Here is a 25,426-nt window from a genome sequence, read left to right as displayed (position 1 = left end):
TTGTGTTTTCAGGAATCTGTTGGGGGGATGGCCGGCGACTGCAGTTCGTAGCGGTTTCGGCCTGCCGCCTTGGCCCGGTACATCGCGCTGTCGGCCTGGCTGACCAGTTGTTTGACGGTTGTCGTCCCGGCTTGTTCAGAGCTGCAGGTGGCGATGCCGATCGAAACGCCGACATGAATCTGCAGATCGTTGATGACGATCACTTCGGATAGGGCATCGATGCATTTCTGGGCAACCCGCTCAGCGGCTTTCTGCGGCTTTTCCGTATCGGTGAGCAGGATCAGGAATTCATCACCGCCGAGGCGGGCGACGGTGTCTACATCGCGAACGGCGGCCTGCAGGCGGCGGGCAATTTCGCCTAGCACGCGGTCGCCGATGCCATGGCCATGCGTGTCGTTGACCGGCTTGAAGCCATCGATGTCAAGGAAAAGCAGGGCCAGTCCGAAGTGGTTGCGCTGGATCCGGTGCAGCTCGCTTTCCAGTCGTTCGTCAATCAGCCGGCGATTCGGCAGGCCAGTCAGCATGTCATGGTGGGCCATCTCCGCCAGGCGTTGCTCCTGCTCCAGGAGGCGGTCCTGCAGACGATTGAAGCTATGTCCGACGTCGGCCACTTCGTCGGCTGTGTGGGTCGCCACCGGTTGCATCGGGCGTTTTCCTTCGGCCATTTCGTGAAGTTCGCGGGCAAGCAGGGCGATAGGCTTGAGCAGTCGATTGAGCACGGCGAGCAGGACAATGATGCTCGGCAACGAGAGCAGGGCGGTGATCAACAGCGTGTTGCGCAGGGTGTTCGAGACCGGCTCGAAGGCATCGCCAGTCGGTTGCCGGGCAACCAGTAGCCAGTTGGCGCGCGGCACTTCGGCGGTGGCGACCAGTTCGTGCTGGCTGGCTGCGTTGCGAATGATCTTGATGCCGCGCTGGCCGTTGACCGCAGCATCAAGCACCAGATCGTCGCCGGTGTTGGGCATCGGCGTGACGGCTTGATTGACCTCCGAGGCCAGCACAAAGAGGTGGTGTTGTGGATCAATGAGCTGATAGCTGCCATTTTTTCCGGGGCTGGTACCGAGAATCAGGTCGAGAAAACCCGGAGCGGCCAGCGGGGCGATTCCGGCGAGAATCCCGAGCAGTTTTTGTTGCTTGTTAAAAACGGGAATGGCCATGACCAGTGCCGGTTCTCCGGTCGCCCGGGTGATCAGGGGTTTGCTGATGAAGGGCTGGCGGGTCGTCGTCGCCCCGATAAACCAGTCACGGTCGCCAAAGGATTTCGGCCGGTTTTGCAGGCGCGGGGCCTCGCCGATGGTTGGCCCGCCATCGGGCGGGATCACCATCAAGCCAATCGGAAACAGGGTGTGGATGGCCTTGCGGTCTTCCAGCCATATCTGCATCGCCGGTGGGTCGCTGAAGAGCGCTTCCGGCATATTCAGCGCGACCCGCTTCAGGCTCTCCAGTCGCAACGTCACCTTGGCGTCGATATCCCGGGCAATGTAATTGACTGCGGTCAGCTGCTGGTTGGATAGCACCTCCTGCATGTCGTCATGCAGGATGCGCGTGGCGAAAAAGGTAATCAGGCTGATGCCGGCCAGAAACAGCAGAACCGATACGACGGCAATCCGCATTTTCAGACTGCTGCCGAACCATGGCATCATCGCCCTGATTCCTTAGCGGGAGATTGCCCGGTAGCCGATGTCCTTGCGGAACTGCATGCCATCGAAGCTGATCTGCACAGCGGCCTCGTAGGCGCGTTTCTGTGCCAGCTTGACGTTTTCGCCCAATGCCGTGACACACAGCACGCGACCACCATTGGTGATGACCTTGCCGTCCTGTTCGGCTGTGCCGGCATGGAAAACGTGCGCATCGTCGCCGAAGCTGTTGCCAGCCGGCAGGCCCTGAATGACGTCGCCCTTCTTCGGGGTGTCCGGATAGTTAGCAGCAGCAAGGACAACACCCAGCGCAATGCGGCGATCCCATTCGGCTTCGACCTGATCGAGCGTGCCGTCGATGCCGTGTTCGAGCAGATCGACGAAATCGGACTTCAGACGCATGAGGATGGGCTGGGTTTCCGGGTCGCCCATGCGGCAATTGAATTCGAGTGTCTTGAGCGAGCCATCCTTGCCGATCATCAGGCCGGCATAGAGGAAGCCGGTGAACGGGATGCCATCTGCAGCCATCCCGCGCACGGTTGGCAGAATGATTTCGCGCATCGCCCGGGCGTGGATTTCCGGCGTGACGCACGGTGCGGGCGAATAGGCGCCCATGCCACCGGTGTTCGGGCCGGTGTCGCCGTCGCCGATGCGCTTGTGGTCCTGGCTGGAGGCCAGTGCGAGGACGTTTTTGCCGTCGACCATGACGATGAAACTGGCTTCCTCGCCGTCGAGGAAATCCTCGATGACGACGCGGGCACCGGCATCGCCGAGTTTGTTGCCGGATAGCATGTCGTCGATCGCGGCATGCGCTTCTTCCAGCGTCATCGCGACAACGACGCCCTTGCCGGCAGCCAGGCCGTCGGCCTTGATGACAATCGGCGCGCCCTGCTTGTCGATGTAAGCGTGTGCTGCGGTCGACTCGGAAAAAGTCTCAAAACCAGCCGTCGGAATGTTGTGCCGGGCCATGAAACGCTTGGCAAAATCCTTGGAGGATTCGAGCTGGGCGGCTTCTCTGGTTGGCCCAAAAATCTTCAGGCCGCGGGCGCGGAAGATGTTGACGACGCCGGCTGCCAGAGGCGCTTCCGGGCCGACGACGGTGAGGTGAACCTTGTTCTGCTCGACGAAATCAGCCAGCGCTTCCGGGTCGGTGATGTTCAGGTTTTCCAGCTCGTGCTCACGCGCCGTACCAGCATTGCCCGGGGCAACGTAAACCTTCTGCATGCCTTGGGTCTGGGCCAGACGCCAAGCCATGGCGTGCTCACGCCCGCCGGAACCGATTACTAGGAGTTTCATGGGGCTGTTTCCTTGTTATGTCCGAAATGATTTCGTGGCCGGCAAAGCCATGACGCGAAGACGAGCCGAAGACAGTGCTATTGCACGGCGAGGCGAAGTCGACAAAGTCAGGGCGTAGCCGGACATGAAATCAGTGGCGGAAGTGGCGGGCGCCGGTAAAGACCATGGCCAAGCCATGTTCGTCGGCCGCAGCAATGACTTCCTCGTCGCGCATCGAACCGCCCGGCTGGATGACCGCCTTGGCACCGGCTTCAGCCAGCACATCGACGCCGTCACGGAACGGGAAGAAGGCATCCGACGCAACGACCGAACCGTTGAGGTCGAGGCCGGCGTGCTGGGCCTTGATGCTGGCGATCTTGGTCGAATCGACGCGGCTCATCTGGCCGGCCCCGACGCCGAGCGTCATGCCGTTGCCACAGAAGACGATGGCGTTGGACTTGACGAACTTGGCGACGCGCTCGGCGAAGAGCAGGTCTTCGATCTGCTGGGCGGTCGGCTGGACCTTGGTGACGATCTTCAGGCCGGATGCCTGGGCCGTGAAGTTGTCCGGCGTCTGGACCAGCAGGCCGCCGCCGACGCGCTTGTATTCGAGCGTATTGAGTACGCGGGAAATCGGCACGACCAGGACGCGCAGGTTGGTCTTGCCGGCCAGTGCGGCCTTGGCTTCAGCGGTGAAAGACGGGGCGATCAGCACTTCGACGAAGTGCTTGCGCTCGTTCATGGCGTTGACGACGTCGATGCCGACTTCGCCGTTGAAGGCGATGATGCCGCCGAAGGCCGAGGTCGAGTCGGTCTTGAAGGACTTTTCATAGGCGCCGAGCAGCGTGCCGTCGATGGCCACGCCGCACGGGTTGGCGTGCTTGACGATGACGCAGGCCGGGGCATCGAAGGACTTGACGCATTCCCAGGCGGCGTCGGAGTCGGCGATGTTGTTGTAGGACAGTTCCTTGCCCTGCAGCTGCGTGTAGGCGGCGATGCTGCCGGCGACCGGGTTCGGTTCGCGGTAGAAGGCGGCGGACTGATGCGAATTTTCGCCGTAGCGCAGAGTTTCTACGCGGTCGAAAGCCAGTTGCAGCTTGGCCGGGAAGATGGCCGGGACCGGCGCAGCTTCGGCCGGCTTGGCTTCGGCGCCTTCATCAAGGCCGGTCAGCCAGTTGGCGATCATGCTGTCGTAGCGGGCGGTGTGCGTGAAGGCTTTCTTGGCCAGACCAAAGCGGGTCGCCAGTTGCAGGGCGCCAGCGTTGGCCCTCATTTCGGCGAGTAGCGGCGCGTAGTCTTCCGGATCGGTAACGATGGCGACGCCGTTGTAGTTCTTGGCCGAAGAACGGACCATGGCCGGACCGCCGATGTCGATGTTCTCGATGGCATCTTCCAGCGTCACGCCGGCCTTGGCGATGGTGGCGGCAAACGGGTAGAGATTCACGCAGACCAAGTCAATCATCGGAATGTCGTGGGCTTCGATGGTCGCTAGATGCTCCGGCAGATCGCGACGAGCCAGGATGCCGCCATGTACCTTCGGGTGCAGGGTCTTGACGCGACCGTCGAGCATTTCCGGGAAGCCGGTGTAGTCGCCGATTTCGGTGACGGCGAGGCCGGCGTCGCGCAACATCTTGGCGGTGCCGCCGGTGGACAGCAGCTTGACGCCTTGGGCGGCAAGGCCCTGGGCGAATTCAAGAACGCCGGTTTTGTCGGAAACGGAAATCAGTGCTTGCTTGATGGTCATGGCGATTACAGTAGTTGGTGTTCGGTGAGTTTCTTGCGCAGGGTGTTGCGGTTGATGCCGAGCATCTCCGCCGCCAGCGTCTGGTTGGTGCCGGCCTTGGCGAGCACCACTTCAAGCATCGGTTTTTCGACGCTCTTCAAAACCATGTCATAGATCGCGCCCGGTTTTTCCCCATCCAGATCGCGGAAATACTGCTCCAGTGCGTTGATGACGCACTGCCCCAAATCATGTTGGCTCATGCTGCCAACGCCTCCTCTTTGTCATATTTTAAAATATCGTTTTCTTCCGCCTGGCGGATGAAAAACTCGTTCACTGCCTGCATCTGTTGTTCGATGCTGGGCAGGACGTTCATTTCCTTACGGAAGGCCGCTGAGCCAACCAATCCCTTGGTGTACCAGGAGATGTGCTTGCGGGCGACCTTGAACCCCGTTTCCGGGCCGTAGAAAGCGTAAAGGTCTTCGAGGTGCGCCAGCAGGATGCTGTGGATCTCGGTGACCCTGGCCGGCGGCAGGTGCTCGCCGGTTTTCAGAAAGTGTTCGATCTCGCGGAATAGCCAGGGGCGGCCCTGGGCGGCGCGACCGATCATGATGCCATCGGCGCCGGTGACGTCGAGGACGTGTTTGGCCTTTTCCGGCGTCGTGATGTCGCCGTTGGCGATGACCGGGATACGGATCAGTGTCTTGACCAGCGCGATGGTGTCGTACTCGGCCTCGCCGGTGTATTGCTGGCAGCGGGTACGACCGTGGATGGCGACGGCGCGGATGCCGGCCGATTCGGCGATGCGCGCAATGGTCGGCGCGTTCTTGTTGGCGATGTTCCAGCCGGTGCGGAATTTCAGCGTGACCGGGGTGTTCGGGACGGCAGCGACGACCGCGTCGAGAATGCGCCCGACCTGCTCTTCGTCCTGCATGAGGGCCGAGCCGGCCATCACGTTGCAGACCTTCTTGGCCGGACAGCCCATGTTGATGTCAATGATCTGGGCGCCGTTGTCGACGTTGTGCTTGGCAGCTTCGGCCATCATCTTGGGATCAGCGCCGGCGATCTGCACTGAGATCGGTGCAACTTCGCCCTCGTGATTGGCCCGGCGCAGCGTCTTGGCGCTGCCATAGAGCAGGGAGTTCGAGGTGACCATTTCGGACACGGCCAGTCCGGCGCCCATTTTCTTGCACAGCTGGCGGAAAGGACGATCCGTCACGCCGGCCATGGGAGCAACAAACAAATTATTTCGGAGCTGGAAACCGGCAAATTCCATGGGCGTACGAGGGCTCTGGCGAATCTCGGGAAGCCGGGAATTTTACCTGAGTCGGCGCCTAAAAAATAGTCAAATTGTAAAGCTGAGTGTTAACAGCAGGGCGAAGACAAGCTGTAATCCGGCGGTGGCGGCGAGGATGCTGTTGAACACCGGGCCGGGGGCGTCGCTGTTGAAGCGGCGGATCAGTTTGACGGCCAGTGGCAGCGACAGCAGCGGCAGCGCGCCCGGCCAGCCAAGCCCGGCGAGCAGCGGCAGCAAGGCATAGGGCGCGAGCATTTCGGCGGCATAGAGGCGGCGCGTCAGTGGCCGGCCAAGGCGGACGGCCAGCGTGTGTTTGCCACTTTGCGCATCGCCGTCGAGGTCGCGGTAATTGTTGACGGTGATCACCGCGGCGGCGTGAAGACCGACCAGCGCCGCGGCAAGCAGTGCGGTGGCTGTCAGCCCCAAGGTTTGCAGGTAATAGCTGCCGCCGACGGCGACCAGGCCGAAGAAAATGAAGACGAAAAATTCGCCGAGCGGGCCGTAGGCAATCGGTTTCGGACCGCCGGTATAGGCCCAGCCGGCGGCCAGCGAGGCGAGGCCGATGGCGACGATGGGCCAGCCACCGTGGGCGACGAGATAGATGCCGCACAGGAAGGCCAGGGCGAAGCTGAGCCAGGCGCCGGCCTTGACCATGTTCGGTGTCAGCCAGCCTTCGGCCGTGGCGCGCTTGGGGCCGAGGCGATCCGGCGTGTCGGTACCGCGCAGGAAATCGCCGACGTCGTTGAACAGGTTGGTGCCGATCTGGATGAAAGCCGCGCCGAACGCTGCGGCGAGCAGCGGCAGCCAGAGCAGCGTGCCGCTGTCGTGCCAGGCGACGGCCGTCCCGACGAGCACCGGCGACAGCGAGACGGACAGCGTCTTAGGGCGGCAGGCGAGGAACCAGGCGGTGCTTGTTTTCATGCGTCAGTGGGCGGATGGGCGGAGCGGCACTGTAACCGATGCCCGGGGTTGCTGCCTTTAGGCTGGATCAAGGCCAGGCGCGGGCGCCCCAGATCATGCGCTTGGCGACGAAGTGGCGGGCCGGCGGGCAGATGTCCAGCGCCAGCAGGCCGAGGCCGCGGGCCAGCTTGAGCGGGCCGAAATCGTTGGAGAAGGTGCGGACGATCTGGTCGGTGAAGAAGGCGCTGCCGCGTCGGTCGAGGCGGCGGCTGGCGGCGTAGTTTTCGAGATTGCTACGGTCAACGCCGTTTTTGAGCAAAATTTCGGATAGTTGCCAGGCGTCGCGGATGCCGAGGTTGAAGCCCTGGCCGGAGACCGGGTGCAGGGTTTGCGCCGTGTTGCCGATCCATACTTCGTTGTCTTTGACCAATGTGTCACGCAAGCGAAGAAACAGCGGGAAGCGGCTGCGTGGGCCGGGCTTGGCGAAGCGCATGCGCTGGCCGAACTGGGCTTGCAGGGCTGCCGTGAAGGTTTCGTCGTCCATGGCCATGACGGCGTCGGCCTTGGCCGGGGGCAGGGTGAAAACGATGGAAAATTCGTCGCCGAGCGGCAGCAGGGCGAGCGGGCCGTCGGGGGTGAAACGTTCCCAGGCGCGCTTGTTGTGGCCTGGCGTTGGCGTGACTTCGCAGATCACGGCGTGCTGTTCGTAGTCGCTGACTTTGACGGCCGGATCGTCGGCTGGCGTGCCTTCAGCGTGGACGAGCAGCTTGGTCTGGATGGTGCGCAACTGACCGGCATGGCGCAGCGCGACGGTGACGTACTCATTGCCCGGCGTAATGTCGAGGATTTCGGCTTCTGACAGTACGGCGTCAGCGGCCAGATTGGCGGCCAGTGCGCTGGCCAGATCGCGATAGCGGACGACGTAGCCGAGGGCGGGCAGGTCGTATTCCTGATGGTCGATCAGTGTCCGGCCGAAACCGTCCTTTTGCGAGATATGGATGGTTTCGATTGGCGTCGCGGCGCGCGTCGGCCAGCTGTTGATCTGTTCCAGCAACTGGCGGGCGCCGTGTGACAGGGCGAGGGCGCGCGGGTCGTCTTGCCGGGCTTGCTGCGGTTGACGGTCAATCAGCAGAGACTTCTGACCACCGGCGGCCAGCGCCAGATGCAGCGTCATGCCGACCGGGCCGGCGCCGATGATCAGGATGTCGACCGTTTCAGTCATGGCGCATGACTTCCTCGATTTCGGCGACCGTTTTCGGCGCCGTCGTGAAAACGTCGCAGCCGGTCTCGGTGACGCGCACGTCGTCTTCGATGCGGATGCCGATGCCGGCCAGCGCCGGCGGAATGTCGGCGCCAGGGCGGATGTAGAGTCCGGGCTCGACGGTCAGTGTCATACCGGGCACAAGCCGGGTCCACTCGTCGCCGACCTTGTATTCGCCGGCGTCGTGCACATCGAGGCCAAGCCAGTGGCCGGTGCGGTGCATGTAGAAACGCTTGTAGTCACCCTTCTCGATCAGATTTTCGATGTCGCCGGTGAGCAGCTTGAGGTCAATCATCCCTTGCGTCAGCACGCGCACGGCAGCGTCGTGGCCTTCCATGAAATGGCGGCCCGGGGCGGTGGCGGCAAAGGCGGCGTCCTGGGCGGCAAGGACGATTTGGTAAACGTCCTTCTGTGCCGCATTGAAGCGGCCATTGACCGGGAAACTGCGGGTGATGTCTGCCGCGTAGCCTTCGACTTCGCAGCCGGCGTCGATGAGGACCAGCGTGTTGTCGTTAAGGATCTTGTCGTTGGAGACGTAGTGCAGCACGCAGGCGTTGGCGCCGCCGGCGACGATGGGTGTGTAGGCATGGGCGTCGGCGCCGCGCTTGCGGAATTCGTAGGTCAGCTCGGCTTCGAGTTCGTATTCGGCCATGCCGGGGCGGCAGGCGTGCATGGCGCGGGCGTGGCCGGCGCTGGCGATGTCGGCCGAGCGTTGCTGGATGCCGGCTTCGGCGTTGTCCTTGACCAGACGCATGCTGTCGAGTTCGGCCCGCAGGTCGTGGATGGCGCGCGGCGCCCGTTTGCCAGCCCGGGTCTGGGCACGGACTTCGTTGAGCGCCTTGGCGATGCGGCTGTCCCACTCGGCGTCGTGGCCGATGGCGTGCCACAGCGTGTCGCGGTCGACGAGGAATTCGGCCAGCTTCTTGTCGAGTTGCTCGATCGGGTAGGCCGCATCGAAGCCGAAAGCGACCTTGGCCGCCTTCGGCCCGTAACGATAGCCATCCCAGATTTCGCGCTCTTCATGCTTCTCGCGGCAGAACAGGATGGACTTGGGTCTCTTGCCGCCGATCAGAACGACGACGGCTTCCGGTTCCGGGAACCCGGTCAGGTACCAGAAATAGCTGTCGAAGCGGTAGAGGTGATGCGCGTCGCGGTTGCGGATGACCTCCGGCGCGGTCGGCACGATGGCGACGCCGTCGCCGATGGTTTTCAACAGGCGCTTGCGGCGGGCGAGAAAGTGGGCGTGGCTCATGCGTTTTTGAGTTCCTGATCCAGTTCGGCCAGACGTTGTGGCGTACCTACATCGACCCAGCGGCCGGCGAAGCGTTCCCCGGTCAGCGTTCCGGCGGCGATGGCGGCGTCGAGTAGTGGGCGGAGTTTCATGATCGTGCCGGATTGGACGTCAGCAAAGAAGGCTGGCGAGAAGACGCCGATGCCGGCGTAGGTGAAGGTTTGCTCGCCGTTGGCGTAGATGACGCGTTCGCCGTCCAGGCTGAAGTCACCGCCCGTGTGATGCGCCGGATTGGCGACCATGACCAGATGGGCGGCCGGTTTCCAGCCTTCCACGGTCAACCGGAAAAAACGGCCAAAATCGAAATCGCAATAAACATCGCCATTGACCACCAGAAACGGCTCGTTGCCGAGCAGCGGCAGGGCGGTGGCGATGCCGCCGGCGGTTTCCAGTGCGCCCGGTGGTTCGGGCGAGTACTGGATGTGCAGCCCCCAATGCGAACCATCGCCCAGCGTCTGCTCAATGAGTGAACCGAGGTGGGCGTGGTTGATGACGATTTCCTTGAACCCCGCCGCCGCCAATCGTTCCAGATGCCAGACGATGAGCGGCTTGCCGCCGGCCATAAGCAACGGCTTCGGCGTGTGGTCGGTGAGCGGCCGCATGCGTTCGCCACGGCCGGCGGCGAGGATGAAGGCTTTCATGTTGCCCTTAGCGCCGGTAGCCAACCTGCTCGGTGTTGCCTTCCAGCTTGTCGAGCAGGTTGAGCAGCGGCTTGAGCTGGACGTAGCGGTGGGCCGTTTTGCGGGCGTAGTTCATGAAGCGGGGCAGGTCTTCGCTGTATTTTTCCTTGCCGTCGCGGTACTTGAGGCGGCAGAAGATGCCGAGCACCTTGAGGTGGCGTTGCAGGCCCATCAGCTCGTAGTCGCGCCAGAAGGCGCCGAAGTCCTCGCGTACCGGCAGGCCGGCGGCGCGGGCTTTTTCCCAGTAGCGGATGACCCAGTCGATTTCCTGCTCTTCTTCCCACGAAATGAAAGCGTCGCGGAAGAGCGAGACGACGTCGTAGGTGATCGGACCGTAGACGGCGTCCTGGAAGTCGATGATGCCCGGCGTCAGGCGCTCGGCGCTTTCGACAACCATCAGGTTGCGGGGCATGAAGTCGCGATGGACGAAGACCTTGGGCTGGTTCAGGGCGTTGTTGATGAGGAACTTGAAGGTCCGGTCGAGCATGGACTTTTCGCTGTCATCGAGCTCGACACCAAGGTGGCGGCTGATGAACCATTCCGGGAAAAGATCGAGTTCGCGCCGCAACAGGGTGCCGTCATAGGGCGGCAGCGTGGCGGGGGTCGATGAGCATTGCCACTTGACCAGCACATCGAGGACCGGCCGGATCAGCAGGTCGGCCAGGCTCAGGTCGGCGTTCAGCGCATCGAGATAACCGATGCGGCCGAGGTCGGTGAGGACCAGAAAACCGTTGTCGAGATCCTTGTCGAGGATCCGTGGGGCAGCGAGATCTGCCTTGGCGAGCAGACCGGCGACGTGGATGAAGGGTTTGCAGTCTTCTTTTTCCGGCGGCGCATCCATCAATATGCGCGTCTGGCCGTCTGGCCAGGTCAGCCGGAAATAGCGGCGGAAACTGGCATCGGCGGAGGCCGGGGTGATGTGGACGGATTGTTCGGGAAAGCGACTGGCAACCCAGTCTGTAACAAGTTGATCGCGCGGCATGGGTTCCATAAGCGGCTAGGGTTCGCTTCGTTGTAAAATGGCGCGATTTTAACACTCGGGCATCGGCCGTTCCGGTCCCGGACTTCCATAGATTGCCTTGATGCCCGGTTTTGCCCGCCGTCCGCTCGCTGTTTTTGTCTGTTGCCTGTTTGTCGGGGCGCAGACGAGCCATGCCGCCGATGACGTGCTGCGTCTGCAGCTTTCGGGCGTCGGCTCGATTGCCGAGGCGTCGGAAGAGTCGCCCGAAGTCATGTTGTTGGCAGCAGCCGATGTGCCGCTTCGCCTCCGCCAGGAACGCCGCTTCAATGTGCAGGGCAAGAAACGGCAAGCGTCGACGCCTGCCGTGGTTGGCATCGAATTTCCTGCTGTGCTGAAGAAAGATGACGATTACCCGCTGTTCGTCAGTGCCGAACAGATCGAAGGCCAGGCCGAAGAGCTGACGGTGGCCGAGGGCAATGTTGAGTTGCGCAAGACGGGGTCGCTGATTCTGGCTGATCGTCTGACTTATCGCATGCTCGACGACGAGATCGAGGCCTTCGGCTCGGTGCGTGTGCTGCAGGACGGCACCGAGATCGAGACGCCGCATCTGAAAATGAAGCTCGATGAACAGATTGGCTCGGCCGAAGACGTGCGTTACCGCATTCTCAAGGAAACGCCGAGCCGTTTCTACAGCTCGACGCCAACCGTGGTTACGGTCGCCGGCAGCAATGCCAATACCTCTGGCGCGCCGATGATGCTCAATGTCGCCAACAGCTATGGCCTGCCGACGCAGTCGCCACCGCAGCGCCCGACGGAAGCGAACGGACGGGCGGAACGCGTCGATTTCGAGGGTGAGAACCAGTACACCTTCTTTTCGAATACCTTCTCGACCTGCAAGCCGGGTCGGGAAGACTGGTATCTGCAAACCTCGGAAACGCATCTCGATTACGACAACAACGAAGGCACGGCCAAACATGCTTCGCTGTGGTTCGGCGGCGTGCCGCTTTTCTATTCGCCGGTCGCCTCGTTTTCGCTCAACGGCCAGCGCCGTTCCGGCCTTCTGCACCCGCATTTCTCGACCTCGACGCGCAGTGGCGTCGATTTCACCTTGCCGTATTACTGGAATATCGCGCCGAACTACGATCTGACCCTGTTCCCGCGCTACATGAGCAAGCGCGGCACGCAACTGGGGATCGAGGCGCGCTACCTCGACCACAATTTCCAGGGTACGACCCGGGCCGAATATCTGCCGAATGACGAGTCGCTGAATCGCCAGCGCTACGGCTACCGGATCGAGCACGTGCACAATCTCGGGCGAGGGGTGACGGCGGCCATCAACTGGAACGGCGTTTCTGACGACTTCTACTGGCAGGACATGTCATCGCGCCTGTTGCAGACCTCATTGACCCAGTTGCCCAAGCAGGTCTCGCTGAGCTACGCGCCGTCGCCCTGGCTGCAGAGCAGCATGCAGGTCTTGCGCTACCAGACGTTGCAGCTTGACCCGACGGTGCCGATCACCCGTCCGTACTTTCTCGAGCCGCAGCTCAACATTACCGGCTACCGGCCGAATGTGCTGCACACCGACATCAGCATGATCGGCCAGTTCTCGCGCTTTACCCATGTCGACAGCACGAAGATACAGGGCGATCGTCTCGTCTTCTATCCGCAGGTCTCGTTGCCCCTCGTCCATCCGGCCTTCCAGATCACGCCCAAGGTCGGCTTGCACATGAGTCATTACGGGTTGAGCAATCAGCTTGTCGGTCAGGAGAGTAGCTTCAACCGCGTTCTGCCAACCTTTACGCTCGATTCGACGATGATTTTCGAGCGCGAGGGCGACTGGTTCGGCAACGGCTATATCCAGACGCTGGAACCGCGCCTCTACTACGTGAATATTCCGTACAACGACCAGAGCGAGATCCCGCTCTTCGACACCGCGCTGTCCGATTTCAACTTTGCCCAGATCTTTTCCGAAAATCGCTACAGCGGCTACGACCGGATCAACGATGCCAATCAGCTGACCGCCGCCGTGACGACGCGCCTGCTCGACGGGGAAACCGGTGTCGAGCGTTTCAAGGCCATGGTCGGCCAGCGTCACTATTTCAAGCCGCAGCGCGTTGCGATTACCGGCGAAACGACGCGCACTGCCGATTTCTCCAATCTGGTCGCTGCGGTCAACGGCCTGGTTGCGCCAAAAACCTATACCGATGTGGCTTGGGAGTACAACTTCCGCGACAACGTCAGCGAACGGTTTTCGGCCGGTGTCCGCTTCCAGCCGGAACTCGGCAAGGTCCTGTCGGCCAGCTATCGCTATACGCGCAATCAGCTGACCAATGATTCGACCGTCGACCAGATCGACGTTGCCGGGCAGTGGCCGATCGCCTCGAAGTGGTATGCCGTCGGCCGCTATAACTACTCGCTGCGTGACAAGAAGACCCTTGAGTCGATTGCCGGTGTCGAGTACAACGCCGGTTGCTGGGCCGTTCGCGTTGTTGGCCAGCGCCTGGCGGCGATTTCCGGCACACCTAACGACACGCTGTTTTTCCAGCTGGAACTCAACGATTTCGGTAGTATCGGCACCAATCCGATTGGCCTGCTCCGGCGCAGCATTCCGGGCTATGGCAAGATAAACGAGCTGCCCAATAGCAGCAGCCTGCTCACCTCCCAATGAAGACCATGACCTCATCTATTCGTTACCTGCTTGTCCTGATCTGCTGCCTCGGCAGCCTGCTGGCGCATCCCGTGTCCGCCGCGCCGGAGGAACCCATCGAAGCCGACCGTATCGTCGCGGTCGTCGGCGACGAGGTTGTCACTTATTTTGATTTACGCACCCGCCTCGAAGCGGCCCTCAAGCAGTTGCAGAAGCAGGGAACGCCGCTGCCGCCGCAGGATGTGCTGGAACGGCAGATGCTGGAGCGCCTGATCATGGAGCGCGTTCAGCTGCAATATGCCCGCGATTCGGGCATGAAGGTCGACGACAACCAGCTCGAACAGGCCATCGGCCGTATTGCTGCCGGCAACAAGATGACTGTGCCGCAGTTCCGCGCCGCGCTGGAAAAGGACGGCGTGCAGTACGCCCAGTTCCGCGAGGAAATCCGCAGCGAAGTGGTGACCGTTCGCCTGCGCGAGCGCGAGGTCGATAGCAAGCTGATTATTTCCGACGGTGAAATCGACAACTATCTGGCCAACCAGACCGCCGCCGGTGGCAGCGGCGAGGAATACCAGCTGGCCCACATCCTGTTGCGCGCGCCCGAATCGGCCAGCCCCGAGCAACTGCAAAAGCTGCGTCTGCGCGGCGAGCAGGCCCTCAAGCGGGCGCAGGCCGGCGAGAACTTCGCCCAATTGACCGCCGCTTTCTCCGATGCGCCGGACGGATTGCAAGGCGGCGATCTCGGCTGGCGTCCGCTGGATCGCCTGCCGTCCCTCTATGCCGAAGTGGCCGGTCGTTTGCAGGCCGGTCAGGTCAGCGAGTTGCTGCGTTCATCGGCTGGCTTCCACATCGTCAAACTGGTCAACAAGCGCGGTGGCAGTGCCCCGGCCTCGGTGCAGCAGACCCATCCGCGCCACATCCTGATCCGCATCAACGAAGTGGTCTCCGAAGCCGAAGCGCGGCGCAAGCTCGAGACCATTCGCGAACGTATCGTCAATGGCGTCGATTTTGCCGAGCAGGCCCGACTCAACTCGCAGGACGGTTCAGCCCCCAAGGGCGGCGATCTCGGCTGGCTCAATCCGGGCGACACCGTGCCGGAGTTCGAGCGGGCGATGGACGCTTTGAAAATCAACGAGCTCAGCCCGGTCGTCCAGTCACCGTTCGGCATGCACCTGATCCAGGTCATCGAGCGCCGCGAGCGTGACGTCTCGGCCGAGCGTCAGCGCGGCGTCGCCCGTCAGGCCCTGCGCGAGCGCAAGCTCGACGAAGCCTACCAGGACTGGCTGCGCCAGCTACGCGACCGCGCCTACGTCGAAAACCGACTCGAAGAAAAGTGATGCGCCCGGTCATAGCCGTGACCAGCGGCGAGCCGGCCGGCATCGGTCCGGAACTCTGCCTGCGTCTGGCCGGCTATGAAGGCGACGCGCAACCGGTCATTCTTGGCGACCGCAATCTGCTTGAAGCGCGGGCGTCGCAAATTGGGCTGGCGGCAAAGTTTCGTGATTTTTGCCCCAATAATCCGGTTGACCGTGGAATTCTCGACGTCGTCGATATTCCGCTCGCCGTCGCGTCACAGGCCGGCCGGCTCGATGCCGCCAACGGTCCCTACGTGCTGGCGCTGCTTGATCGTGCGCTGGCCGGTTGTCAGTCCGGCGAGTTCGCCGCGATGGCCACGGCGCCGGTGCACAAGGGCGTCATCAACGACGCCGGTGTCCATTTCACCGGCCATACCGAATACCTCGCCGACAAGACCAATACCCCGCTCGTCGTCATGATGCTGGCCGGCGACACCGAGCGCGGCCCGTTGCGCGTCGCGCTGGCCACCACGCACCTGCCGCTCAAGGACGTCTCAGCGGCGATCACCGCCGATGTGCTGGAAAAAACCCTGCGCATCCTGCACGCCGACCTGCGCGGGAAGTACGGCTTGTCCGCGCCGCGCATCCTTGTTGCCGGCCTCAATCCGCATGCCGGCGAAGGTGGCTACCTCGGCATGGAAGAAATCGAAGTTATCACGCCGGTGCTCGAAAAACTGCGCGCTGAAGGCATGCAACTGTCCGGTCCCTATCCGGCCGACACCATGTTCACGCCGCCCATCCTCGCCCAGGGCGATGCCGTCCTCGCCATGTATCACGATCAGGGCCTGACCGCGCTCAAGTACGCCACTTTCGGCAAGGGCATCAACGTCACGCTCGGCCTGCCGATCATCCGCACTTCGGTCGATCACGGCACGGCACTCGAACTGGCCGGCACAGGCAAAGCCGATCCCGGCAGCCTGTTCGAAGCTGTCGCCGAAGCCGCCCGCATGGCCACAAGGAAAACACAATGAAGGGTCACGTCGCCCGCAAACGTTTCGGCCAGAACTTCCTGGTCGACCACGGCGTCATCGCCGCCATCGTTTCGGCGATTAACCCGAAGCGCGACGATGTTGTCGTCGAAATCGGCCCCGGTCTGGGGGCGATTACCGAGCCGCTCATGCAGCGTGTCGATCACCTGCATGTCGTCGAAATCGACCGCGACCTGATCGCCCGGCTAAAAAAGCAGCACACGCCGGAACGCATGACCATCCACGAAGGCGACGCGCTGGCCTTCGATTTTGCCCGCATTGGCAAGAATCTGCGGCTCGTCGGCAATCTGCCTTACAACATCTCGACGCCGCTGCTTTTCCACCTCGCCGACTACGTTGATGTCCTGCACGACATGCATTTCATGCTGCAGAAGGAAGTTGTCGAGCGCATGGTCGCCGAGCCGGGTACCGCTGATTTCGGCCGCATGTCGGTCATGCTGCAATACCGTTTCTATCTCGAATGGCTCATCGATGTGCCGCCGGAAAGCTTCGATCCGCCGCCCAAGGTCCAGTCCGCCGTCGTCCGTCTGATTCCGAAACCGGTTTCGGAACTCACCGCCAAAAGCCAGGAAAAGCTGTCGCAGGTCGTCCTGACAGCCTTCTCGCAACGCCGCAAGATGCTGCGTAATACGATGAAAGGCATGCTCAGCGACGCCGGATTCGCCGAGCTCGGCATCGCGCCGACCCTGCGCCCTGAGGATGTTTCGGTTGAGGACTACGTGCGCATCGCCAATTACCTGACGGCCGGGGCGTAGCCGGAACTCCACGGTCAACCGGAAAAAAGGCCCGAAATTGAAATACTCGGGTCCATGAAAAAACCCGCCTCGGCGGGTTTTTTTGCAGGCTTGAAGCCGATTTACTTCTGCGTCGGGCAGGTCTTGATGCCGAGCAGCGTGTAGGCCGGGCACCAGCCCATCAGGCCGGTGGCCAGCGGCACGATGCCGATGTAGCCCCAGACCGGCAGCAGGCCGGCAGCCGTTGCGCCGATCAGGCCGGCGCCAGCAACGATGCGAAGGATTTTGTCGATACCGCCAACATTTGCAGCCATGGTGTGTTCTCCGTTAAGTTAGGTGTACGCCGCCAATGTAACGTTGTGGCCGGGGGGCGTATGTAACCTCAGTCACACAGCAGCAAGTTTTTGCAAACCATTCCGATCGGTCACCGTCAACTGCTCGCGGCCGAGCGTGACCAGACCCTGCGCGGCAAAACCCTTGAGCAGACGGCTGACGATTTCGCGGACGCTGCCGAGTTCGTCGGCCAGTTGCTGGTGGGTTACGCCGAGCACGGTTTCATTGCGGGCCAGGATCAGCTTGGCAAGCCGCTGGTCGAGGCGGGCGAAGGCGACCTCTTCGACCAATTGCATGAGTTCGCCAATGCGGTCGGCGAACAGGTGAAAGACGAAATCGCGGAAGGGCGGATGTTCGACCATCAGCGCGGCAAAGGCGCCGACCGGCAGGGCGAGCAGGGTGAGCGGTGTCTCGGCGATGCCGCGGGCGTTGTAGTCGGTGTGGCCGAGCAGGCAGCTCGATGAAATGATGCACGAGCCGCCGGGTGCGACGCGGTAGAGCATCAGTTCGCGCCCGCTGGCGGCCAGCTTGATAACCTTGATACTGCCTTCGAGCAGCAGCGGAAAGCCTTGGCAGGGCTGGTGTTCGGCAAAGACCTGGGTGCCGGCCGGCAGGTGCATGAAGGCTTGCGGCGGCAGCAGCGCGGCGAGCCGGTCGGCCGGCAGGCCGCTCAGCGCCGGGTACAAATTCAGCACTTTTTCCCGGTTGACCGTGGAAGTCATGGTCAGGCGCCCACTTCGGCCCACACCGGGGCGTGATCGGAAGGCCGCTCGAGCTTGCGCGGCGCACGGTCGATGCCGGCCGCCGTACAGCTGTCGGCCAGTGGTTTCGAGAGCAGGACGTGGTCGATGCGCAGGCCCTGGTTTTTCTGGAAACCGAGCATCCGGTAATCCCACCACGAGAAGGTCTTTTCCGGTTGTTCGAAGAGCCGGAAGCTGTCGCTCAGGCCGAGGCCGATGAGGCGCTGGAAAGCGGCGCGTTCGGGCGGCGAAACGAGAATACAGTCGGCCCAGCGTTTCGGGTCATGTACATCGCGGTCGTCCGGTGCGATGTTGTAGTCGCCGCACAGCGCCAGCTTCGGGTATTTGGCCATTTCCTCGCCGACCCAGACGGCCAGCCCGTCGAGCCAGCGCAGCTTGTAGTCGTACTTGTCGCAGCCCACTTCCTGGCCGTTCGGCATGTAGGCGCAGATGACGCGGGTGTCGCCGACCGTGCCGCTGATCAGGCGCTTCTGCTCGTCCGGAAAATGCGGGTTGCCGCAGACCACGTCGGCGATCGGCTCGCGGGCGAGCAGGGCAACGCCGTTGTAGGTCTTCTGGCCGGAGAAGGCGACGTGATAACCAGCCGCCTCGATTTCGGCGCGCGGGAAATTGTGGTCTTCGAGCTTCAGTTCCTGCAGACACAGCGCATCGGGTTTGGCCGCGGCCAGCCAGTCGAGCAGATGCGGCAGGCGAACCTTGAGCGAGTTTACATTCCAGGAGGCAATTTTCAAGATGTGTTCAGGCTAAATGGGTTCGAATAGATGAGATTGCTGCGGGTAAGGTACCTCTTTCTCCCCCAGTGGTCTTGCTCCAATCAACATGATGCCATGCCAAATTTCGCAGATAGAAATCATATACCCGGCTGGGGCTAAGTTCGGCCCTGATTTTGTGGAAATGCTGCAGCTACGTAGACCGATCAGACGCTTCTGCTTTGTACTAGCTGTGATCATCGGCGAAATAGCGGTGATGAATCAATTCCCTCAAGGGCAAGAAGCCCCTGCTAGTGACTCAGCCCGGATTTCTTGGATTGCAGGAATCCCTGTTTGAATTTGTTCATGACTAGTTTGGCAATTCGCTTCGAACCTTCTTTCGCCGACAAGGCCAAGCCAATGAGCGTGCGTCGGTTGTATGCGACTATCCCCCACCGTTCCCGACGATTGTCCATCCAGATTTTTTTGTATTTGTCGTCACCGATCAGGAAATCGACGTTTTTCACTTGATCCTGTTCGATGACATGCTGCATGAGGAAACCAGTCAGGATCGTGCCCGGTGAATACTCGGCGAAGTTTTCGTTGTATGCGACTTTGTAGATGCTGGCCTTGCCTTGGCCGACGATCCACAGTTGTGCCCCGATCGGTGTTCCCTTTAAGCGCGCAATTCCCAGTCGAAGCATTCCGTTGGATGCTAGCAGTCTGATCAGGGATGGAATAAAGGCGGTATAAGGCTCGGGACTCTTCCAGCTTGTTGAATATACGTCCTGAAATGCAGCAATCGCTTGCTCAATATTCTCTGGCCCGGTTGCGATTTCGAAGGATCCTCCGTCAGTTGTAAATTTTCTGACCATCCTTTTTAGTGTACTGCGCAGATTGGCGCTTCGTGTCTTGAGATAGCCTTCCCAGTTGTCGTTGATGTCAATATACCAGTTGCCAAAACAGAAGAAACCGAAAGGGATCCAGCCAATAGCCCTGAGTTCATTCATGAGCCCTTTATAAGCGGCAGATTCGGGATCCATCGGGTCAAAACGCATGACATGAGCTTTGCCATGATCGTTGCAGGCGGTTGATAGAATGTTCCTCAGGGAGAGCAATTCACTGTTCCTGCTTAACAGGGGGGTGAAAAGTGATGTGTAGTAATTGCTCAATGAAGTGATTATTTTGACTATCCCTTTTTGGGTTAATCTTAATGGCAGAATTGTCGAGGGGCGGGCCTCTTTCACGTCAAAGTAATAGCGAATGCCAGAATCGTTTGAGTAGACGTGTTTTTCTAGGAGTTCGAACCACTCGACTGAAACCTCAATATTATTGGTGGCAGCAAACTCATCTAGCGCATAACCCTCTTTTAATAGAGCTTCAATGCTGTGGCAGCTTTCAATTTGATTCATGAGTATTCCGAATATCCGTCAAGGATGCAAATTGCATTGCCGGATTTCCAGAATAACTCCCTGCTTGATTACGTTATGTGAAGTAATTCACACGCCAGATGGGTATTCTTTACTTGTCGGGGCTTCCTGCTGGCTTTGTGCCGAAAGTTGCGCTCTTCGGGTAACCGGCGAGGTCGAGCAGGTTGTTGTAGGCGCCTGCTTCAAAGCCGCGGAAGTTCTGTTTGCCGACCTTGATCGACGGAATGAAAACGTCGCCGACCAGTTGCTTCAGTTCTTCAAAATCTTCCGGCTTCTGCAGCATTTTTTCGGTGAAAGGCGTGCCGCGCCCGGTCAGCAGATCGCGCGCATTCTTGCACTCGGCGACGCAGTCCGCGGATGTGTAGAGGGTGACCGGAAACGACTCCATCGCCCGCTTCGTGGCAAAGGACAGACCATCGCTGGCTTCCGGCTTGCCGCCGAGCTTGGCGACGGCCTTTGCGCTACCAGGCGGGGGCGTGTCGGAAATGACGGTGTGGCCGGTCGAGTCGGTCCACCGATAGGTATCGGCCTGGACGCCCGCTGCGGCCAGTGCCAGGCACAAGGGAAGCAGATAACGCATGGTTTTTCTCCCTGAAACGCTTAAGCCGCAATCATACCGCTATGACGAAGCAGTGCATCGACGCTCGGTTCCCGACCACGGAAAGCCTTGAACGACTCGATGGCCGGACGCGAACCGCCGACCGACAGGATCTCGTCGAGGAAGCGTTTGCCAACGGTGGCATCGAACGGATCGCCAGCCTCTTCGAAGGCCGCATAGGCATCGGCCGACAGCACTTCCGCCCACTTGTAGCTGAAATAGCCGGCGCCGTAGCCGCCGCCGAAAATGTGCGAAAAGCTGTTCGGAAAACGGTGCCATTCAGGTGGCAGCAGCACGGCGACTTCCTTGCGTACGTCCTTGAGCACATCCATCACGGTCAACCCGGATTTCGGGTCAAAATCGGAATGGATCAGCATGTCGAACAGCGAGAACTCGATCTGGCGCACGGCCATCATGCCGCTCTGGAAATTCTTGGCGGCCAGCATCTTGTCGAATAGTTCGCGCGGCAAGGTGGCGCCGGTATCGACGTGCGCGGTCATCCCCTCGACCACTTCCCATTCCCAGCAATAGTTTTCCATGAACTGCGACGGCAGTTCGACGGCATCCCACTCGACACCATGGATGCCCGACACACCCAGCTCTTCGCCGCGCGTCAGCAGGTGGTGCAGGCCGTGGCCGGTTTCGTGGAAGAGCGTGGTGACGTCGTCGTGCGTGAAAGTCGCCGGCTTGCCGCCGTTCGGGCGCGAGAAGTTGCAATTGAGGTAGGCAATCGGCTTCTGGATGCCGTTGAGCACCCGGCGCCGCGAGCGGGCTTCGTCCATCCAGGCGCCGCCGCGCTTGGTTTCGCGGGCATAGAGGTCGAGGTAGAACTGGCCGACCAGATCCCCGGCTGGGGTTTCCAGGCGGTAGAAGCGGACATCCTCGTGCCACACCGGTGCCGTGTCCGGCTTGACCTTGACGTTGAACAGGCTCTCGATGACCTTGAACAGGCCGCCGAGCACCTTGGGCTCGGTGAAATACTGCTTCACTTCCTGCTCGGAGAAGGCATAGCGCTTTTGCAGCAGCTTTTCGGAAACGTAGGCGGCATCCCAGGGCTGGAAGTCGGTCAGGCCGAGTTCATCCTTGGCGAAGGCGCGCAGTTCGGCGATGTCCTTCTCGGCAAACGGCTTGGCCTTGGCCGCCAGTTCGCGCAGGAAAGCCAGCACCTGGGCCGGCGTGTCGGCCATTTTCGGGGCCAGCGAGACTTCGGCAAAATTGTTGAAGCCGAGCATTTTGGCGTCTTCAACGCGCAGTTCCAGCATGCGCTGGATGATCGGCGTGTTGTCCCATTCCGGCTTGCTCGAACCGTCGTGGAATTCGGCGGCGCGCGTTGCGTAGGCGCGGTACATGCGGGCGCGCAGCTCGCGGTTGTCGGCGTACTGCATGACCGGACCGTAGGACGGGGCCTGCAGGCTGAAACGCCAGCCGTCGACGCCAGCTTTCTCGGCGGCAGTTTTCGCAGCCTCCTTGGCATCGTCGGGCAGGCCGGCGAGCAGGGCTTCGTCGGTGACGACTTCGGAAAAGGCGTTGGTGGCGTCGAGCAGGTTTTCGGCGAACTTGGCCGAAAGCTGCGACAGTTCTTCCATGATGGCCTGGAAGCGCGGCTTCTGGTCATCCGGCAATTCGGCGCCGGACAGGCGGAAATCGCGCACTTCGTTGTTGACGACTTTTTTCTGTTCGACGCTCAGCATGGCGTATTCAGCGCTGTCACGCAGCGCCTTGTATTTCTCGAACAGCTTGAGGTTCTGGCCGAGTTCGGCGTAGAAGCGCGAGACCTCCGGCAGCATCTCGTTGTACGCCTCGCGCCAGGCCGGGATGTCATTGACCGAGTGCAGGTGGCCGACGATGCCCCAGGCGCGACCGAACGGCTCCAGGCCATCGGACAGGGCGCCGGCGAAGTCTTTCCAGGTGGCCGGGGTGGTGTCGGCGGTCAGGCGTTCGATCAGCGCACGGCCTTCGGTCAGCAGCGATTCGATGGCCGGTTTGACGTGCTCGGGTTGAACGGTGTCGAAACGTGGCAGGTCGGAGAAGTCGAGCAGGGGATTGGCGGTCGTCATTTTTATATTCCAGGCAAGAAAAACGGGCGGTCAGGCCGCCCGTTGAATCTGGGGGCAGACCCCCTATTCTACAAGCTCGCGGTAGGCATGCCACGAGGCATGGCCGAGAATCGGCATGATCAGGACCAAGCCGAAGAGCAGGGTGGCGAAACCGAGCAGGGTCAGGCCGACGAGCATGGCCGCCCACAGCAGCAGGGGGGCGGCATTGCGCAAGAAGGCGCGCAGGCTAGTCATCATGGCCGTGGCCACGTCGGCGTCGCGGTCGAGCATGAACGGCACCGCAACGACGCTCAGCGCATAGACGAAGAGCGCCAATATGCCGCCAAGCAGGAACCAGGTGGCGGTGAAAGCGAGGTGTTGGCCGTCGAAGAGGATTTCATTGAGGTAGGCGCTGGCCATCGGCGCCGAGGTGGCGTCGATCAGGGCGAAGGCGACGGCGGAAAAACGCTCCCACATCAGCATGATGAGGGCCAGTATCAGCCCGAAAAAAGCCAGCGACTGGCCGTTGCGCCGGAAACACTTGAGCGAGTCGATGAACAGGATTTTCTCGCCGGCTTCCGTGCGCCGGCTCAATTCGTAAAGTCCGGCCGCCAGCAGCGGCGCGACGAGGAAAAAGCCGGAGATGGAGACCGAGAGCAGATGCGGGCTCTGGAGCAGGGCGAGGATGATCAGGTCACCGCCCAGCGCGAAGAGCAGGCCATAGGCCAGCGAAGGCAGGGGATTGGCCTTGACGTCCTGCCAGCCAGCGCGCAGCCAGTGCAAAGGGCGGTCAGCGGCAATGCGCCGGATGTGGGGTAAGGGCACCCCTTGGGCATGGAAATCGGAAAGCGGGTTCATGGCAGCCTCCTCTGTCAGGATCACGGACGTTTGACCGGGGGGGCGGGGCGGGGTTCAGTTGAGGGCAAATTGCGGTGGTCGACCACTGTTTCCTCAAGCGGACAATCGACTGTACTACGTGTATGCTTTCGTCGTTATTTGGCTCGGGCGCTGGCGAAAATTCGAGCTTGGCCCCTTTGATCGCTTTGGTCGATATTTGGACCAAGTCGGTCCGGTTAATAACCTTTCGGCAGATCTACAAAAATGCGCAATCGATCCAATATCGCCTTCATTCTTGCAGCGGTTCTAGCCTTGACCAGCCCCTCTGAGAATTGCAGCGCTCAAACCGACGCGAAGACACAAGACATCAAAGCAATTGGAGAAATTATTGGTGTTAAGAGTTGGGTTGATGAACGCAGCAGAGCGAGAACCGAAAAACTTAACAAGGTGATCGCAATATTCTGGCAACAAGTTGATTCATCATGGCCGGGTATTTCTGTTGAAGCGCGTCGTGAGCTTGATTTTGCTGCGAATGAATATATAGCTTCAGCGCAAGCCGACAACACTACCGATCAGATTGTTCGCCTCTGGGAAGAGAGCCTAGCTAAAAAACTGTCTCCAAGCGAAGCCAGCGGCCTGCGAGCATTCTATGAATCCCCTCTAGGTGTAACGCTCCTAAAATCAACAGCATTCGCAAACAGTGAAGTTGCAGAGCATCTAAATACCACCAGCGAACGGCGGATGAATGATGCATATCGACGGCTCTTGGAATCTGCTGCGCGTATCAATGCGGAGCATCTTTCGAAAGAACAAGCCAAGGCAGGGCGCTAGAAGATCTAACTGGGTCAGGTGACCGCAGGCAATCGTCGTCGTATGGCAAGCAGCTAATCGTTCGAGAGCGTCCGCTTTCGGCACAATCCAACCTCTCAAAAGCGCCCTTCGCCCTCGTGGTTTTTCCATTCCCGGTCCGGAATCGCAAAACAAAACGCCCGCTTTATGCGGGCGTTTTTCTTGAAGCGGCGGTCGTTTACAGCGTCTTGCCGGTGAGCTTTTCGTAGGCTTCGATGTACTTGGCGCTGGTCTTGGCGATGACGTCGGCCGGCAGTTTGGGGCCGGGGGCGACTTTGCCCCAGTCGAGGGTTTCTAGGTAGTCGCGGACGAACTGCTTGTCGTAGGAGGGCGGGTTCTTGCCTTCTTCGTACTGATCGGCCGGCCAGAAACGCGAGGAGTCCGGGGTCAGGGCTTCGTCGATCAGGTGCAGGGTGCCGGCGGCGTCGATACCGAATTCGAACTTGGTGTCGGCGATGATGATGCCGCGGCCCTTGGCGTAGGCGCAGGCTTCTTCGTAGAGGCGGATGGCGGCGATGCGGGCTTCGTCGGCCAGTTGGGCGCCGTTCTTGCCGGTGCCGGCCAGTGCTTCGGCCAGGTCGGCGGCGCAGTTGGCCTGGGCGACGGCGAAGGAGACGTTTTCGTCATGATCGCCGACTGCCGCCTTGGTGGCCGGCGTGAAGATCGGGGACGGCAGCTTCTGGGCCATTTTGAGGCCGGCCGGCAGGGCGATGCCGCAGATGGCGCCGGTTTCCTGGTAGTCCTTCCAGCCGGAACCGATGACGTAGCCACGGACGACGGCTTCAATGGGCAGTGGCTTGAGGCGCTTGACGACGACGGCGCGGCCACGGACTTGCTCGCGCTCGTTTTCGGCGACGACGGTTTCCGGATCGATGCCGGTCAGCTGGTTGGGGACGATGTGGCCGAGCTTTTCAAACCAGAAGTCGGCGACGGCGGTGAGCACTTCGCCCTTGCGCGGAATCGGGTCCGGCAGGATGACGTCGAAGGCGGAGAGGCGGTCGGTCGTAACAATCAGCAGCTTGTCGGCGTCGACGGCGTAGATGTCGCGAACCTTGCCCTTGTTGAGCAGGGGCAGGCTGGTGATGGAGGACTGGAAGAGCGGAGTGGTCACGGCAGATTTCCTGAAGGCGAAAAGGGAAGGATTAT

The 25,426-nt window shown here is 61.1% G+C and carries 23 protein-coding genes; 5 read left to right on the top strand and 18 right to left on the bottom strand.

Features of this window, described 5'->3' with window-relative positions; all coding sequences use genetic code 11:
- Positions 1-8 precede the first annotated feature (8 nt).
- From WBK19_RS08495 to WBK19_RS08450, 10 genes are all read right to left on the bottom strand, one after another.
- Positions 9-1,643 carry a diguanylate cyclase domain-containing protein gene (locus tag WBK19_RS08495; RefSeq protein WP_511288760.1) on the bottom strand — a complete coding sequence of 545 codons (1,635 nt, stop codon included), beginning with the start codon at positions 1,641-1,643 and terminating at the stop codon, positions 9-11.
- A 12-nt stretch (positions 1,644-1,655) separates the two neighbouring features.
- Entirely contained in the window at positions 1,656-2,933 is a 1,278-nt protein-coding gene (gene purD / locus WBK19_RS08490; protein WP_511288758.1) for a phosphoribosylamine--glycine ligase, read from the bottom strand.
- A 130-nt stretch (positions 2,934-3,063) separates the two neighbouring features.
- Entirely contained in the window at positions 3,064-4,656 is a 1,593-nt protein-coding gene (gene purH / locus WBK19_RS08485) for a bifunctional phosphoribosylaminoimidazolecarboxamide formyltransferase/IMP cyclohydrolase (RefSeq protein WP_511288756.1), read from the bottom strand.
- 5 nt (positions 4,657-4,661) lie between these two features.
- Positions 4,662-4,895: a Fis family transcriptional regulator gene (locus WBK19_RS08480; protein WP_226496224.1), complete on the bottom strand. Its 234-nt coding sequence runs from the start codon at positions 4,893-4,895 to the stop codon at positions 4,662-4,664.
- A complete protein-coding gene (gene dusB, locus WBK19_RS08475) occupies positions 4,892-5,908 on the bottom strand; it encodes a tRNA dihydrouridine synthase DusB (protein ID WP_511288754.1) in 1,017 nt (338 codons plus the stop codon). The genes WBK19_RS08480 and dusB overlap by 4 nt, the downstream gene beginning before the upstream one ends.
- Before the next feature lie 69 nt (positions 5,909-5,977).
- Entirely contained in the window at positions 5,978-6,850 is an 873-nt protein-coding gene (locus WBK19_RS08470; RefSeq protein WP_511288752.1) for a 1,4-dihydroxy-2-naphthoate polyprenyltransferase, read from the bottom strand.
- Positions 6,851-6,917: 67 nt separating this feature from the next.
- Positions 6,918-8,051 carry an FAD-dependent monooxygenase gene (locus tag WBK19_RS08465; RefSeq protein WP_511288750.1) on the bottom strand — a complete coding sequence of 378 codons (1,134 nt, stop codon included), beginning with the start codon at positions 8,049-8,051 and terminating at the stop codon, positions 6,918-6,920.
- A complete protein-coding gene (locus tag WBK19_RS08460; RefSeq protein ID WP_511288748.1) occupies positions 8,044-9,342 on the bottom strand; it encodes an aminopeptidase P N-terminal domain-containing protein in 1,299 nt (432 codons plus the stop codon). The genes WBK19_RS08465 and WBK19_RS08460 overlap by 8 nt, the downstream gene beginning before the upstream one ends.
- A complete protein-coding gene (gene murU, locus WBK19_RS08455; protein WP_511288746.1) occupies positions 9,339-10,022 on the bottom strand; it encodes an N-acetylmuramate alpha-1-phosphate uridylyltransferase MurU in 684 nt (227 codons plus the stop codon). Before murU ends, WBK19_RS08460 begins: the two co-directional genes overlap by 4 nt.
- A gap of 7 nt (positions 10,023-10,029) precedes the next feature.
- Positions 10,030-11,043 (bottom strand): aminoglycoside phosphotransferase family protein, encoded by a 1,014-nt coding sequence (locus WBK19_RS08450; protein WP_511288744.1) that lies wholly within the window; start codon positions 11,041-11,043, stop codon positions 10,030-10,032.
- 100 nt (positions 11,044-11,143) lie between these two features.
- Between WBK19_RS08450 and WBK19_RS08445 the strand changes: the two genes are divergently transcribed.
- Genes WBK19_RS08445 through rsmA form a run of 4 tightly spaced genes read left to right on the top strand, consistent with a single transcriptional unit; the run spans position 11,144 to position 16,768 of the window.
- On the top strand, positions 11,144-13,690 hold the full coding sequence (locus WBK19_RS08445) for an LPS-assembly protein LptD (protein WP_511288742.1): 2,547 nt from the start codon (positions 11,144-11,146) through the stop codon (positions 13,688-13,690).
- Entirely contained in the window at positions 13,687-15,006 is a 1,320-nt protein-coding gene (locus tag WBK19_RS08440; RefSeq protein WP_511288740.1) for a peptidylprolyl isomerase, read from the top strand. The genes WBK19_RS08445 and WBK19_RS08440 overlap by 4 nt, the downstream gene beginning before the upstream one ends.
- Positions 15,006-15,995, top strand: coding sequence for a 4-hydroxythreonine-4-phosphate dehydrogenase PdxA (gene pdxA, locus WBK19_RS08435; RefSeq protein ID WP_511288738.1), 990 nt, complete (start codon positions 15,006-15,008; stop codon positions 15,993-15,995). The genes WBK19_RS08440 and pdxA overlap by 1 nt, the downstream gene beginning before the upstream one ends.
- Positions 15,992-16,768: a 16S rRNA (adenine(1518)-N(6)/adenine(1519)-N(6))-dimethyltransferase RsmA gene (gene rsmA / locus WBK19_RS08430; protein WP_511288736.1), complete on the top strand. Its 777-nt coding sequence runs from the start codon at positions 15,992-15,994 to the stop codon at positions 16,766-16,768. The genes pdxA and rsmA overlap by 4 nt, the downstream gene beginning before the upstream one ends.
- 101 nt (positions 16,769-16,869) lie before the next feature.
- On the opposite strand, the gene WBK19_RS08425 is transcribed toward rsmA, so the two are convergent.
- From WBK19_RS08425 to WBK19_RS08395, 7 genes are all read right to left on the bottom strand, one after another.
- Positions 16,870-17,061: a YgaP family membrane protein gene (locus WBK19_RS08425; protein ID WP_511288734.1), complete on the bottom strand. Its 192-nt coding sequence runs from the start codon at positions 17,059-17,061 to the stop codon at positions 16,870-16,872.
- Between the two features lie 72 nt (positions 17,062-17,133).
- Positions 17,134-17,802 carry a Crp/Fnr family transcriptional regulator gene (locus tag WBK19_RS08420; protein ID WP_511288732.1) on the bottom strand — a complete coding sequence of 223 codons (669 nt, stop codon included), beginning with the start codon at positions 17,800-17,802 and terminating at the stop codon, positions 17,134-17,136.
- Positions 17,803-17,804: 2 nt separating this feature from the next.
- The gene (xth, locus tag WBK19_RS08415; RefSeq protein ID WP_511288730.1) at positions 17,805-18,572 is read right to left on the bottom strand and encodes an exodeoxyribonuclease III; all 768 of its coding nucleotides are present in this window, start codon (positions 18,570-18,572) and stop codon (positions 17,805-17,807) included.
- Between the two features lie 269 nt (positions 18,573-18,841).
- Positions 18,842-19,942, bottom strand: coding sequence for a GNAT family N-acetyltransferase (locus WBK19_RS08410; RefSeq protein WP_511288728.1), 1,101 nt, complete (start codon positions 19,940-19,942; stop codon positions 18,842-18,844).
- A 109-nt stretch (positions 19,943-20,051) separates the two neighbouring features.
- Entirely contained in the window at positions 20,052-20,540 is a 489-nt protein-coding gene (locus WBK19_RS08405) for a glutaredoxin family protein (protein WP_511288727.1), read from the bottom strand.
- 20 nt (positions 20,541-20,560) lie between these two features.
- Positions 20,561-22,615 carry a M3 family metallopeptidase gene (locus tag WBK19_RS08400; RefSeq protein WP_511288725.1) on the bottom strand — a complete coding sequence of 685 codons (2,055 nt, stop codon included), beginning with the start codon at positions 22,613-22,615 and terminating at the stop codon, positions 20,561-20,563.
- A 63-nt stretch (positions 22,616-22,678) separates the two neighbouring features.
- Positions 22,679-23,452 carry a DUF2189 domain-containing protein gene (locus WBK19_RS08395; protein ID WP_511288723.1) on the bottom strand — a complete coding sequence of 258 codons (774 nt, stop codon included), beginning with the start codon at positions 23,450-23,452 and terminating at the stop codon, positions 22,679-22,681.
- A gap of 243 nt (positions 23,453-23,695) precedes the next feature.
- Between WBK19_RS08395 and WBK19_RS08390 the strand changes: the two genes are divergently transcribed.
- Positions 23,696-24,262 carry a DUF2059 domain-containing protein gene (locus WBK19_RS08390; RefSeq protein ID WP_511288721.1) on the top strand — a complete coding sequence of 189 codons (567 nt, stop codon included), beginning with the start codon at positions 23,696-23,698 and terminating at the stop codon, positions 24,260-24,262.
- Between the two features lie 196 nt (positions 24,263-24,458).
- Here the strand turns inward: WBK19_RS08390 and WBK19_RS08385 are convergent, their stop codons facing one another.
- Positions 24,459-25,391 carry a phosphoribosylaminoimidazolesuccinocarboxamide synthase gene (locus WBK19_RS08385; protein WP_511288719.1) on the bottom strand — a complete coding sequence of 311 codons (933 nt, stop codon included), beginning with the start codon at positions 25,389-25,391 and terminating at the stop codon, positions 24,459-24,461.
- Positions 25,392-25,426 lie beyond the last annotated feature (35 nt).

Origin of the sequence: Azonexus sp., from assembly GCF_049652925.1 — a bacterium.
Lineage (GTDB): Bacteria > Pseudomonadota > Gammaproteobacteria > Burkholderiales > Rhodocyclaceae > Azonexus.
The sequence above is the reverse complement of the archived record's forward strand: the minus strand, read 5'-3'. Positions and strand labels throughout refer to the sequence as shown.